This is a genomic window from Thauera sp. WH-2, from assembly GCF_048321015.1.
Lineage (GTDB): Bacteria > Pseudomonadota > Gammaproteobacteria > Burkholderiales > Rhodocyclaceae > Thauera.
Genome location: NZ_JBLWFG010000001.1, coordinates 384,862 through 398,137, shown reverse-complemented (window position 1 = coordinate 398,137; position 13,276 = coordinate 384,862). Strand labels below are relative to the sequence as shown.

8 protein-coding genes are annotated in these 13,276 nt (G+C 66.9%); 4 read left to right on the top strand and 4 right to left on the bottom strand.

Annotated elements, in window-relative coordinates:
- Nucleotides 1–2: 2 nt before the first annotated feature.
- The 3 genes from ACNKW1_RS01915 to ACNKW1_RS01905 all read left to right on the top strand — a co-directional run bounded on the left by ACNKW1_RS01915 (nt 3) and on the right by ACNKW1_RS01905 (nt 7,501).
- On the top strand, nt 3–4,226 hold the full coding sequence (locus tag ACNKW1_RS01915) for a hypothetical protein (RefSeq protein WP_418362905.1): 4,224 nt from the start codon (nt 3–5) through the stop codon (nt 4,224–4,226).
- A gap of 142 nt (nt 4,227–4,368) precedes the next feature.
- Nucleotides 4,369–6,351, top strand: coding sequence for a hypothetical protein (locus ACNKW1_RS01910; RefSeq protein WP_418362904.1), 1,983 nt, complete (start codon nt 4,369–4,371; stop codon nt 6,349–6,351).
- Nucleotides 6,352–6,472: 121 nt separating this feature from the next.
- The gene (locus ACNKW1_RS01905) at nt 6,473–7,501 is read left to right on the top strand and encodes a hypothetical protein (RefSeq protein WP_418362903.1); all 1,029 of its coding nucleotides are present in this window, start codon (nt 6,473–6,475) and stop codon (nt 7,499–7,501) included.
- A gap of 18 nt (nt 7,502–7,519) precedes the next feature.
- On the opposite strand, the gene ACNKW1_RS01900 is transcribed toward ACNKW1_RS01905, so the two are convergent.
- The 4 genes from ACNKW1_RS01900 to ACNKW1_RS01885 form a co-directional block, all read right to left on the bottom strand.
- Nucleotides 7,520–9,574, bottom strand: coding sequence for a hypothetical protein (locus ACNKW1_RS01900; RefSeq protein ID WP_418362902.1), 2,055 nt, complete (start codon nt 9,572–9,574; stop codon nt 7,520–7,522).
- Between the two features lie 77 nt (nt 9,575–9,651).
- Nucleotides 9,652–10,293 carry a tetratricopeptide repeat protein gene (locus tag ACNKW1_RS01895; RefSeq protein ID WP_418362901.1) on the bottom strand — a complete coding sequence of 214 codons (642 nt, stop codon included), beginning with the start codon at nt 10,291–10,293 and terminating at the stop codon, nt 9,652–9,654.
- Nucleotides 10,290–10,955, bottom strand: a complete 666-nt coding sequence (locus ACNKW1_RS01890; protein WP_418362900.1) for a hypothetical protein — start codon at nt 10,953–10,955, stop codon at nt 10,290–10,292. Before ACNKW1_RS01890 ends, ACNKW1_RS01895 begins: the two co-directional genes overlap by 4 nt.
- Before the next feature lie 54 nt (nt 10,956–11,009).
- Complete coding sequence (locus ACNKW1_RS01885; RefSeq protein ID WP_418362899.1) at nt 11,010–12,647, bottom strand: electron transfer flavoprotein-ubiquinone oxidoreductase; 1,638 nt, start codon at nt 12,645–12,647, stop codon at nt 11,010–11,012.
- Nucleotides 12,648–12,819: 172 nt separating this feature from the next.
- On the opposite strand from ACNKW1_RS01885, the gene ACNKW1_RS01880 reads away from it, so the two are divergent.
- A complete protein-coding gene (locus ACNKW1_RS01880; protein ID WP_418362898.1) occupies nt 12,820–13,239 on the top strand; it encodes an acyl-CoA thioesterase in 420 nt (139 codons plus the stop codon).
- The last annotated feature ends 37 nt before the right edge of the window (nt 13,240–13,276 follow it).

Here is a 13,276-nt window from a genome sequence, read left to right as displayed (position 1 = left end):
TCGTGTACGAGCCCTTGCTGTGGGTGCAGTCCTGGTTCTCCCGGGCTGGGGGGGCAGCTGCGCGGCGTGCGGCAAGGGCGGCGCTGTTCCGGTCTGCCTGCCTCGGTCTGCTGCTGGCGATTGCGCTGCCGGCCTGGGCGCAACACACCAACGAAGAGCTGATGGTCATCCTCAAGGATGTGGTGGCGCGCGACCCGGATGTCGCGCTCATGGGCATCGGCTCATGGACCGGCGGCAACAAAAAGTACAAGGATCCGCTTGCAGCCGAGCATGCGACGAAAAGCCTGGACAGCGTTTCCGATCACGACATGAAACTGCTGGTGTCGGAGGGCATGGATGACGCCTCGGCGCTGGCCAAATGGCGCAAGACCCAGGACAGCATCCGCGAGGCGGTCAAGCGCAAGTACGGCTCGATCGCGCCGGGTACGCGCGGACACCGGGTGCTCGGCACGATCAACGTGTATCCGCCCGAACAGCTCGTCGCGCATGCAGAGGATGCGAGCCAGGCCGCACGCATCTTCCGCGACGAGCTCAAGGGCTTCCCGAACCTGGCGATCGATCCCGACACCACCATGTCGCTCAAGGACATCGAGAAGAAGGCTGCCGACGGCATCTGGGGCAGCGGCAAGGCCGCCTACGTGCAGTCCTACGAGCGCCAGACCGGCAAGCTCATCTACAGTCGCAACGGCCGGGTGTGGGTCAACAGCGCCGAGCTCTATCACTTTGGCCAGGGGGCAATGAACTTCACCCCCGAGGGTTCGATCAGCAACGCCTTCCAGTGGCTGGAAAAGGGGCGCGATGCGCTCGATGTCGGCGATCCGGGCAAGGTGGGCAAACATCTGCAGCGTGCGCTCGGCGACATCAAGAAGGCGCGCAACCTGCTTCGGCTGGGCAACAGCGCCGTCACCGGCGAGCTGGACATGCTGGTGCGCAGCCTGCAGAGCATGAAGCCGGAGGATGCGAAGGCGCTGCTGAAGTCCGGGCGGGTGCAGCGGGCGCTGGCCAACGCCTACAGCGAAGGACGTCTGATCGAGGGCTACCTGCGCATGGGCGGCAAGGAGCGTCAGCTCTTCAAGCACGTACTGACCGACCCGCACCCGCGCTGGACCAAGCTGCGCACGACCCTGAGCGAGCTGCAGCTCAAGCTCCCGGTCGACCAGATGGCGCGTGCGGGAACGGTCCTGATCAAGGCGGTGGCGGCCTATGCCAGCTACCGCGCGGTAGCGGGTGTCGCCGCCAAAGCTGGCGAGGAGGGCATGCTCGCGGCGGCGAAGCAGGCCGGCATCGAGGTGGCGATGATCGCCAGCCTGCCGCTGGGGGCGCTTGCCACCGCGGTGGACGCCATTCTGGAGGAAGCCAAGTCCTTCGGTTACGGCATGGTGTCTATGACGCAGGACTGCGACAACCTGCTCGCCGGCATCTCCCAGGTCAAGGGCTCCGAGGGTTTCCTGAAGGCGAACGTGACCGCGCGCGATCTGGCAGAGCGCTACGCGAAGGTCTCTTCGGTACGCGACCGGGTGTTCTATTTCGCCGATCAGGCGACCCAGCGCGACTATGGCGCCGAGCGTGGCGAGACCCTGCGCAAGGCCGACGAAGGTCGCCGCGATGCGCTGGTGAGCCGCTGCTCGGTGCCGATCCTGCAGCTGTGGCTGACCGAGCGGGTCGCGATGCAGGATAGCCTGGAGACTGCCTTGCTCGGGCTCGACACTTTCCTGACGACCCAGCCCTTCCTGGTTGGGTTCTCGCCCGATCCCGCGCGCCTGCCGGCTGCGCGCGACGGTGCGGATGCGCCGGTGGTGGAGGTCAAGGCCAGCGTGCGCTCCAAGGGCGAGTGGAAGGTGGTGCGGGAGGCGAACGAATCGATCCGCCGGGAACTGGACTTTCTCGGCGGCACGGACGGACGCGAGGGCACCTACGTCTACGAACAGGTGAAATGCAGCTGGACGCTGTCGCGCGAGGAGGGCGACGATCTGGTGATGCTGCGTCAGGAAGACGCCTTCTGCACTCTGGACCAGGCGGAGCATGAATGGGCGCTTGCCTTGAGTGAGCCGGGGACCTATCTGGTGGAGTTCGACTGGGCGCTGCAGTACTCGCCCTACTGCCCGCACTGTCCGATTCCTGCCGATTACCGGCGCACGCACAAGTACAAAACCGCCGGCCGGGTCGAGGTGATCCGTGACGAGGGGCTTGCGGTGGCCTGGGCGGGGCGCGCCGAAGGGGGCGACAAGCTGCAGGCCCTGGGGCGGGTGCAGTGGCCGGGCGATGCCGCGGCGGCATCGGTTGCGGGGGCGGTGCGGCCGTTCGGAGTGAGCGCGGAGACGGGCGACAACCTGCTGGCGGTGAAGGTCGAAACCGCCGCGGAGGCGGATGCTGCGCAGACCTGGGGACTCAAGCTGCTGCGGGTGCAGGGCCCCTCCTGGGCAAGGCCTGGCGCGGCGAGCCTGAACGAAGCCCGACTCTCACCCGGCGCGCCGGCCGAGTTCGAGCTGCCGTTCGCGCTCGGTGCTGCGCCGGTGGATGAGGAGGGCGAGCTGGTGCTCGACTTCGCGGTGACCTCGCCGCGCGGGGAGGCCTCGGAGCGCAGCCTGCGCGTGCCTTTATGGGTGCAGGAGCCGGTCACGCTGGAGGCGCGCTTCGAACCGGCGACCCGTGAACAAGCCGCCAGACTGACCCTCCGGCTGCAGGCACGGGAGACGGTCTGGGACGCGAACAGTGTGCGCGCTGCCATCGGTGGGCTGAAGCTGGAGCCCGTGATCAAGGTCGAGGACCAGGGACGCACGCTGCACCTCGAGCACCGCTTCGACCGGCAAACGCCGGGGGCGGGGCGCCACACCGTGCAGTTGAGTGTGGCCGACCAGCGCAAGCGCAGGGCGCGTGCGTTCAGCGTGGATTTCGACTATCTGCTGAGCCTGGTCATCGCCGAGCACGCACTGCGCCCGGTGGACGAGCCCGACGCCGCGCCGCGAACCGCTAGCCTGGAGGGGGGCGAGCGCGCCGCGCTGACGATGACGCTGGAGACCTTCGAGCCGACGCCGATCGCGGGGCTGGTGATCACGCCCATGACTGCCGCGCCGCTCGCACTCGACCCCGACACGCGGCCGCAGGAGGTGGCGCGGCTTGCCCGCGGCAAGCCGCTCGTGCTTGCGCCGGTGCGCGTCGAGGCGCGTCCCGTGGGCAAGGAGGAGGGCGCCCGCGTCGAGTTGCAGGCGCGCGTGGGTGGTCGCGCGGACGTGGTGCAGCCGGTGCTGCCGCTCAAGGTCGTTCCGGGCGAGACGCTGACCGTGGTGATCGACGGGCCGGTGGACGACGCCCGCGCCGAGGGCCTGCCCAACAACGCCGATGGGGTGCCGCAGGCGGGCGAGCGCGTGCGCATTCCGCTTCGGGTGCTCAACTTGAGCGAGTTGCCGCAGCCCGCCTACCGCCTTCAGGCCCGCAGCCTCGAGCCCCGCCTCGAGGTGCTCGACACTCAGCCCCAGCCCGGGCGGGCGCTGGTCCGCGGCGACAGTGAGATGCACTGGGTCGCGGCCAAGGTGGGCAAGGACGTCACCGGCGGCAGCCTGGGCTTCGGGGTCGAACTGCGCCTCGAGGGCCGAAGCGATCCGCTCGACTTCACCCTCCAGCTCGAGCTGCCCGCGCTCGGGCCACTGGCGGCACTGAGATTGCCGGCGGTGGTGTTCGCATTTGCGAACGAGGACACGGTGATTCCGGCCAGCCTGCCGCCGCGTCTGATGCCGCGAGAACCGGTCTTTGTGTGGGAGTTCAGCGATACCACGCAGGTGTGGCAGAGCGCGGAGGGAAGGCTGGTCCGCAACTTCCGCAGCGAGGATTCGTGCATGGTGCGTGCGCTGTTGTACGACGGCGATACCGGCGCGCTGGTCGCGGCGGGCGGTACGCTGGTCGTGGTGCACACACTGGCTGGCACCGGGCCGGAGAACGCCGCGAACCGCAAGGCGGTCACCGATATGGCGAAGATGGTCGAGGGCCAGATGACTTCGGTGCTCGCCTCGGCGCCGGGTGCGACGCTGGACGAGAAATACCAGTCGATGGCCGCTGCCAGCGGCGGCCAGAAGGTGAGCGAGGCGCAGCGCCTGGCGATGCTCGAGCAGTTCGCCGCGATGAACGGCGGACAGGTGGATGTGGAGCGGATCCGCCAGGGCTTTGCCCGCCTGATGAAGGATCCCCCGTCGCGGCTTGCGGATCACCCTGCCGCCGCGGCGAAGCAGTGAAGACTCACTCGGACCTGACGGGCAACTGCCCGCAACGGAGTAGATCATGATGATGCGAAGCGAAATGCAAGGCTGCCGGGCCGTTGTCCACCGCTCCACGAAGAGGCAACGATGGTGGCGTGTGCGGGCGACCGATCTATGCATGGCAGCCATGCTTGCGCTGCCCCTGCTCGGACTATCGCAAGCGGACGCCGCGCAGGCAGCGGAGGGCGAGCGTGTGTGGCGATGGATGCCGCCCTTCCATGTGCAGGTACCGGCGAACTGGCGGCCGCGAATGGACGATGGCGGGGTCGGCTACTACAGCGCCCGCCATCCGGAGGCCAAGACCGAGGACATCCCGGAGGGGATGAGCGAGGAGGATTTTTCCAGGCTGCCGTTTGGCATGGTGCACGTCGGTCGTGAGCGCCCGCCTAAACGCGGCGGAACGCTCGATGACATCCTCGGGCAGTTCAAGAAGATGGGTGAGGACGAAAAGGTGAGCAACTTCTCGCTGACCCAGGAGGACGCGATGCTGGGCAGTCGTCCGGCCGTCCTGCTGCGTGTTGGTGGCGATCAGCAGGTCCGGGAAGGACTGAGCGTGCGGCTGGATTCGACCATGATGATCGCGCGTGAACCGGATGCGGACGGCATGTTCCAGGCAGCGATGCTGGCGGGTACGAGCACTTTTTTCGACGCGCACACCGCTGCAATCAAGGCCATGCTGGCCGAGGCCGTCGAAGATCGCCAGCCGCCCCTGCGTCCCCTGCGCGAGATCACCTATCTGGTCGATGGCGACAAGCTCAAGTACACGTTCGGGCCAGCCGTCGCGCCCGACGGCGCAGTGGCGCTGGGGGACTGGAAGCACGCAAGGGTGCTGGTGTTCGCGGCCGATGGCAGCGTGATGCACGAGTGGGGAAGCAAGCATGCCTACAATGAGCCGTCGCCACCCGATGCCTTCAAGCAGGGCAAGGGGCTCGCCTTCGGGCCGGAGGGGCGCGTCTACCTGGTCGATGATGGCTATGGGGATCCGGTCATCCGCATTTTCGAACGCGATGGCAGGCCGGTTGCGGCGCATGCGCTCGACCGGAAGACCCTGCCTGAGCGCGGACTGAAGGAGATCCGCAGTTTGTGGGTCGGCCCGGCGGGTGAGCTGTGGCTGACCGGCCAACGGGCAAGCGACGATGCCCTCGTGCTCATGACGCTTTCTGCAGCGGGCGAGATTCTCACCGAGATCGCCTTGCCCCAACACCACGCTGCTGCACGTATGCCGGATGGCGGCGTGGTGCTCGGCGTGGACGGTGATCGGGCAGACCGGATCGTGCGTCTAGACGCGCAGGGCCAGCAGATCGCGGAATGGACCTATACCGGAACCGGCTTCGATCCGCTGCCGGGGGAGTCGAGGCAGTACTTCAGCATCGAGCACCTTGCGACGGACGGCATCGGCCGGGTGTATGTGTTTGATGACGCAGAAGACGGCTTCTGGATCTACTCTGCTGAAGGGGTCTTTCAGGAGGTGGTGCCGGAGCAGGGGCTGGTGAACAACCGTTTCGCCGCACTGGTGGCTTCGGCACGTGGCGACCTGCTCGTTCAGGATGAGCCCGGTTTGGGGAGCGGTGATGCGCCGGCTCTGCGCTGGCTGGAGAATGCAAGTCCGGCCGCGATCGGTGCCCCGATTCCGGCTGCAGCGGCCGTCGCAGCGCCTGCAGCGGACAAGCGCGCGCCCGAACTGGTGGCGCTGGCCGCTCAAGGCAATCTCACTGTGCGTGCCTTGCGCGGCTTTGGCCAACTGGAGCCCAAGCACGACGCGCTTGCGCTCCAGTTGCGCGCCCAGAGCCTCGACCTCTACGCGGCGGATGCAGCGGGGATCGAGGCGTGGTTGGTGGCGCATGCGGGCGGCAAGCAGGCGCTGCCGGAGGGCAGCATCGAGACCTTGCAGTTGCTTGCGCTCAAGCTGCGCGAGTTCGAGCCGAGGGCGCCCGAAACATCTGCGGGCGTGTGCGTGTGCGTCGATACGCGTGGCAACGGGCAGCACACCGTGATGAAGCACGGCAGCGGCGCGCCGCAGCAGGTGCGGCTGCAGGCCGGGGACATCAACGCGTGCATGAAGCTTATCGAGACCTTGCCCGAGTGTTCGCGCCAGCCTTGAATACTGTGCTCCCGCTCCCCTGGGCTGACGACTTGCACAAGTGGGGTGCCGATGCCCGGCGAGGGGTGGGCACCTTCGTACCGGCGAGGTGCTGCAGCGCCCATCTTGACGGCGGCGCGGGATGAATATGCGCGTCGAAAGCGGCCGGCCGTTCGTGGTGTGGCTGATCGTGCTGATGCTGATCGCCTACGGGCTGCTCGGCCCCGTCCTGCTGAGGATCGGTGCCGGTTCCACGGCGACCATCACGGAGGTGCGTCGCACCGGCGGTGCCGAGCCGCAGTGGTTCAACCAGTACTGGTGGGTGGTGGCCTATGAGTTCAGGGCGGCCGACGGCAAGGTCCATGGGGGACATACGCGGGTGTTGGCGCATGACACTGGCCCGCGTGGTTACGCGAGGGTCGAGCCGGTGGTCTATCTGGCTTCGGCGCCGTGGCTCAACGTGCTGCGCAAGGAGGCCGGTTTCCATGCCGGGACGGCCGCCACGTTGGGCGCCGCCCTGTTGATCCTCTGGTTGACCCGTTCCCGAAAAACCGCGGGCAGTGCGTCTGCACGGCGCGCGAGCAAGCGGGTGGGGGGCAGTCGGAGCCGCGCGAGTGCCTCTCGCGGTGCAGTCACAGCCATGACGGTTGATCAATCGGTACGCTGGCTTCTTGGCTACCGTCGCCAGAGCCGGCTGTATGCCTGGCTGTTCTTCGCCGCGGTGATCCCGGTGGTGCTGCTGGTGATCTGGCTGGAGATGGGCGAGCTCAACGACGAGGTGCTGGGCTCGCTCGCCTTCTTCATCCTTGTGTTTCTGGCGCTCGCCCTGGGCTCGCGGCGGCAGACGAGCGCCGCCTGGCGGGCTGTGGTTGTGGACAAACAGCCTTCGGAGCAGGGCGCGGGCGGGACGCTGGTGCTGGCGCTGAAACATGGGAAGCAACGCAAGCTGCGGGTGTCCTCACCCCTGTTCGATTACTACGCGCCGGGAGATGCGGTGTTCAAGCTCGACGGCTTCGAGTGGCCGGAAAAATGGGAGCCCGATGCGGGGCGCAGGGCGTGCATCGCCTGTGGCGGGGTGATCAAGGGTGAGACGCGCACGACCGCCTGTCCGCACTGTGGCGCGCCGCTGCCCGCACATGAGGCGATGCAGACGCTGGCACCGCGTGCGTAGTGCTGTGGTGCAGTAGGCTCAGCGCGGCGCGAACCCGCCGCCGACCGGCACGCCGCCCACTGGCTGCCCTGCAGGTGTGGGTTCGGGCGAGTGCTCGACCAGCGTGCGTACCCGATAGCCTTGGCGAAACTCCGCCTGGTAGCGTGTGCTGCCGGCCGCGTTGATCTCGGTGCGGGTGCCGTGCCACATGATGAAGAGCTGGCGTGTCGTCAGCAGCGTATGGCAGTGCCTGGGCATGGCCGCAGCGATCGCGGCCTGGGATGCGTCGTCGGGCATCGAGCTGCGGTAGGTCTGCGTGAGCAAGCGTTCGATCTCGTGTTCCTGGAGCGGCTTGCTTGCGCGTTCCTGGGCGAGACGAACGACCTCGTCGCGCGGCATCAGCAGGAAGCTGAATTCGGTGCGTGCGCGGTCGGCGTGCGTGACGCGCGCTTCGAAAACGGTTCTCTCGCACGGGGTGTCTGCCGGGGGCTGTGGCCAATCCGGCCTTTCCGCCGCTTGCACGTTCAGCACGGCCTGTGCTCGCACACTGCGCCCGAGGTGGTCGCGCAGGGTGAATTCGAGCGTGTGCATGCCCGGGCTGGAGGGCGCACGCAGGCTGGCGATGGCGCCACCTGCGAGAGGCGTCGACTCGATGCCGACCGCGCTGAAGTCCTGAGCGCCGCCGCGGGCCTGCAAAATGAAGCTCACCCACTCGCCCGCAGGTGCGGACGTCGGGCCGCTGACGTCGACCCCTTGGAGGGTAGGCGCCTCGGCGATCAGGCGTTCGATCAGACCGATCACCTGGTTGGTGCGGTCCAGCGCCGGCCGCAGCATGGGATAGACCGCCAGGCCTTCCTCGAGAATCTTGCGCGCATCGAGCATGTGCTCGCGTGCCTGGCGGAGCTGGCGCCCTTGGCGCGCGAGACCGTAGCCGGCGTTGTAGTGAACCCGGGCCTCCGCGATGATGCGGTTGGCCTGCAGGAGATCGCGAGCGTCTTCGATGTTGCGGTCGAGTTCGAGCAGTTTGCCCAGTACCCAACTGTCGGGCTCGTCTTTCGTGGCGTAGAAGGCACGCAGCTTGCCGAGATAGCTGCGCGCCTTGGCAAGCTTTCCAGCCTTGATCAGCTCGTCCGTTCGCAGCAGGCCCTGCAGTACGCTGGCCCGCATCGCCAGTGCTGCTTGCTGCTCGGCGATCGCTGCGTTCTGACGATCGTAATGCAGCTGAATGATCTCGCTGGTCAGCTCGCCCACTGCGGCGGCCGACAGGCTCACCACCAGGCCGTGCAGGAACAGCCCGCCTCCCAGCGCCCGAACCGCGACGTTCGCGCCGGTCTCCAGGCCATAGGTCACAAGGGTGCCGCTACTGCGTGCGGCCTTCTCCTGCGGGCTGTCGAGTGCCGCAATACCCAGGATGTCGCCGGCCACGAACAATGCGTCTACGCCGGTGCGCATGAACATGTCGAAGCCGCTTACGCCTCGCGCAGCCAATTGGTTGCGCACTAGGCGCTGGCCGGCGAGGGCGCGCTCGGGGGGCAGTCTTGCCAGCACATCGACCAGCTTCTCGTCGAGCTCGCGGGTGATGCGGCCGGTGCTGGCGAGCTGTGTTTCGGCCTGGCGGAGGAGTGTGAGAGCCTCGCGGCCGGCTTCGTCGAGGCCCTCATCCGAGTGGGCCACGATCCGCCGCAGCACGTCGTCGCCCTTGCCCGCGAGTCCGTCCGCATGATCGCGGATCAGCGAGGCGGCATACGCGCGCAGGCGCTTCTGCTCCACCAGCGTACGCAATGCGTCGCGGCTCTGAACCTTGCGGAGATCCCCCCAGAACTGCGCAGCGGCCGAGGCGTTGTTCACCAGCACGTCGGCAGCCGCATTCAGTTCGGCAGCGACTTGTCGACGAACCGTTTCGTCGCTGCTGAACCGCCGCAGCAGATCGTTGACCGTGTCGGCCGCGAAACGGACGCTGGTCTTTCCCGCCTCGACCTTGGTTGCACGTTTGGCCCAGTCTGGGTCGTCCTGTGGCCCCTGGGCGAACAGCGACGTGCTGCTGGTGCCGACCACCAGGCCGACCAGCACGCCGAGCAGTGCGGGCTGGCACAAGGGCGCCCGAACGGGATCCGTCCGCCTGGGTGCGGCCGCAGTGAGGCGAACGGCGGGTTTGCGCTGTGCCATGGTTTTCAGCGCCCCCATTCCGCCAGCGCGGAGCCGAGGCGTGCAGCCTGCTCGCGCAGTGTGCGTGCGCGTTGCGGATCGGCCGCCACCCACAGGCCCGAATCGAGTTCGTCTGCGAGCATCGCCATCGCGTCCGGGTCACCGCCAGCCGCGGCCCGCTCGAGCCATTCGATGCCGGCCTCGGGCGCAGTGCGCTCGCCTGTGCCCTTGAGCAGAAGCAGGCCGAGCAGCATCTGTGCGCGGGGTGTGCCGGCTTGCGCGTCCGATTCAAGCCTGACTCTCGGGTCGCTGGGATGGTCGGAGGTACTGGCGTCGTTGTCGATGTCCACGATTCCGCGTATGCCTTGGGTATCGAGCGTCGGGGACGCGGCGGACGTTGGCGCCGGATGAATCCCGGCTGCTTCGAGTTTCGACTGAAGGGTTCTGTAGCGCGTCGAAGCCTCGCGATAGGCCTGGAGCGCAGCCTTGCGATCGCCGTCTGCACCCGGCGTGGTAAGCAGGCGCGTGTAATGCTCGAAGGCGGCCTGATAGGCTGCGCGCGCTTCGGCCAGCTGTGCGGGATCGACCGCTCCCGCGGTGTGCGCCATCGACGAGGCGAGGGCGCATGCGAGAACGGCTGTACGCAGCCCGGTGGCCAGATGGCTCACCTTCCGCGGCCTCCGGAGTGGCCCCGCACCAACGCCTTCGGGCAGCGCGAAACGATGTAGTCGCGCACGAAGGCGAAGTCTTCCGGCGCGGCGTAGACCTGGTTGCGGCTGAACTTCTCCGCGAGGTAGATGACCCCGCGGCGCTCGTTGATCCGGATCTGCCGGACCTTGGTGAAGGTCGTGTGCAGGGACTGGCGCGACGCCGCGAGCAGGCCGGCGCCGGTGGTCTGTGGGCTGCTGCCGGCGATGCCTGCGAGCATGGTGACCAGCATCAGGGCCTGGTTGCGCTCGAACTGTTTGCGCAACTGGACGTGATTGACGCCGCGCGCGTCCATCTCGAAGACGACGCAATAGCGTCCGCCCGTCAGCAATGCGAGCAGCGGGTAGGCAATCAGCGTCAGGACGACCACGATGCCGATCGAGAGACCACCCACCTCCGCGAAGGTGCGCAGCGCCGCGACCACACCGTCACCGTCGAAGAGGGTGAGGACGCCAACGAGCAGCGCCGGCACCAGGGCCGCAAACAGCATGACCTTTGCGACGGTGATGAGGATCGTCGGGTTCTTCCACAGATTGACCTCATGCACCCAGCGGAGAACCCCGTCCTGTCCGGACGTGATGCCCGAGCCGGGGAGGGGTTCCGCATCTGCAGCGCCAGCCATTCTGAACCTCCCGAAGGGGATGACGCAGCGCGGTGGCTGCGTCGGGTGGACAGATTACATGCCCTGGTAGATCGGCCCTTCGCCGCCCTGCGGCACGACCCAGTTGATGTTCTGGGTCGGGTCCTTGATGTCGCAGGTCTTGCAGTGGATGCAGTTCTGCGCGTTGATCTGCAGACGGGGCTTGCCTTCTTCCTCGACGATCTCGTACACGCCGGCCGGACAGTAGCGCTGTTCCGGGGCGTCGTACCGGGCGAGGTTGATCGAGATGGCTACCGAGGGGTCCTTCAGCTGCAGATGGCAGGGCTGCTCTTCCTCGTGGTTGGTGTTCGACAGGAACACGGACGAGAGCCGGTCGAAGGTGAGTACCCCGTCGGGTTTGGGGTAGTTTATCTTCGGGCACTCGGACGCCGGCTTCAGTTTCTCGTGATCGGCGCTGTTGTGCAGGGTCCAGGGGGCTTTGCCGCGGAAGAGCATCTGGTCCATGCCGAACAGGAAGGAGCCCATGATCAGGCCCTTCTTCATCAGCGGCTTGAAGTTGCGCGATTTGTGCAGCTCTGCATAGAGCCACGAATCGCGGAAGGCGGCCGGGTAGCCCGTCAGCGCGTCGCGCTGGCGTTCGGCGGCCAGCGCCTCGAAGGCTGCTTCGGCGGCGAGCATGCCGGACTTGATCGCTGCATGCACACCCTTGATGCGCGCGGCGTTCAGGAAACCCGCGTCGTCACCGATCAGCGCACCGCCCGGGAACACCAGGCGCGGCAGGCTCTGGATGTTGCCGGTGGCGATGGCACGTGCACCGTAGGACAGGCGCTTGCCGCCCTCGATGTGCTTGCGCACCGCGGCGTGGGTCTTCCAGCGCTGCATCTCTTCGAAGGGGGACAGGTGCGGGTTTTCATAGTTGAGGCCGACCACGAAGCCGAGCGCGACGAGGTTGTCCTCGAGGTGGTAGATGAAGCCGCCACCGTAGGTGCGGTTGTCCATCGGCCAGCCGGCAGTGTGCACGACCAGGCCGGGGCGATGCATCTCCGGGCTGACTTCCCACAACTCCTTGACGCCGATGCCGTAGGTCTGCGGATCGACGCCGTCGCGCAGGTTGAACTTCGCTTCGAGCTGCTTGCCGAGGTGGCCACGACAGCCTTCGGCAAACAGCGTGTACTTGGCGTGCAGTTCCATGCCGGGCTGGTGCTGCGGGCCGGGTGTGCCGTCGCGGTTCAGACCCATGTCACCGGTGGCGATGCCTTTGACCGCACCGTGCTCGTCGTAGAGGATCTCGGCCGCGGCGAAGCCCGGATAGACCTCGATACCGGCAGCTTCGGCCTGCTCGCCCAGCCATTTGACGAGGTTGCCCAGGCGGATGATGTAGTTGCCGTGGTTGTCGAAACAGTCCGGCGTGAGCGCAGGCGGGTTGCGGAACGAGCCCTTTTCGGTGAGAAAGATGACCTGATCTTCGGTCACGGCGGTCGTCAGCGGAGCCCCCTTTTCCTTCCAGTCGGGGATCAGCTCGTTGAGCGAACGCGGGTCGATCACCGCGCCGGAGAGGATGTGGGCACCGATTTCCGCGCCTTTCTCGATCAGGCACACCGCAAGGTCCTGCCCTTTTGCCTCGGCCTGTTGCTTCAAACGGATCGCCGCGGCGAGGCCTGCAGGGCCGCCGCCGACGATCAGTACATCGAATTCCATCGATTCGCGTTCCATCCTGTCCTCCTGTCCCATCATTTCGGCGTGTGCGCGAGCTGTCGCTGGCGCCAGTTTAAACCCGTGCGCGCTCGCGCATGCGCCGACGATCATCCGGCACGCAGGCGCCTTGCGCAAACATACGGGGCCGTATGTTACATTAGCGCGCTCAACATACAAGAGGAGATGCAACATGAAGGAGCACGGCAAGCTCATCTACACTGCGCGCATCCCCGTGCGCTGGGGAGACATGGACGCCTACGGGCACGTCAACAATACGGTGTACTTCCGCTTCCTCGAGCAGGCCCGCTGCGAGTGGCTGGAAAAGGTCGGTGTCCGCGTGCGTCCGGACGAGGCCGTAGGGCCGGTGATCATCAACGCGAGCTGCACGTTCCTGATTCCGGTGAATTATCCTTCAACGGTCGTTGTGAAGATGTACGTCGGTGAGCCGGGGCGGTCGAGCGTGATGACCTGGTATGAACTTTTCGTCGAAGGCGACGAGCGATTGTACGCAGAGGGCGCGGCCAAGACGGTGTGGATGGACATGCGCACCGGCAAGTCGGCGCCGATTCCCGATTTCATCCGTGCGCTGTTCGAGGACGCGCCCGCCTGAAGCAGGCCGTACTTGCACGTGACATAGCGACTGGCTG

Coding starts and splice junctions, on each gene's coding strand:
- ACNKW1_RS01890 (WP_418362900.1), bottom strand. CDS start 10,955: ATGGCTGGCGCTGCAGATGCGGAACCCCTCCCCGGCTCGGGCATCACG.
- ACNKW1_RS01885 (WP_418362899.1), bottom strand. CDS start 12,647: ATGGAACGCGAATCGATGGAATTCGATGTACTGATCGTCGGCGGCGGC.
- ACNKW1_RS01880 (WP_418362898.1), top strand. CDS start 12,820: ATGAAGGAGCACGGCAAGCTCATCTACACTGCGCGCATCCCCGTGCGC.
- ACNKW1_RS01905 (WP_418362903.1), top strand. CDS start 6,473: ATGAATATGCGCGTCGAAAGCGGCCGGCCGTTCGTGGTGTGGCTGATC.
- ACNKW1_RS01910 (WP_418362904.1), top strand. CDS start 4,369: ATGGCAGCCATGCTTGCGCTGCCCCTGCTCGGACTATCGCAAGCGGAC.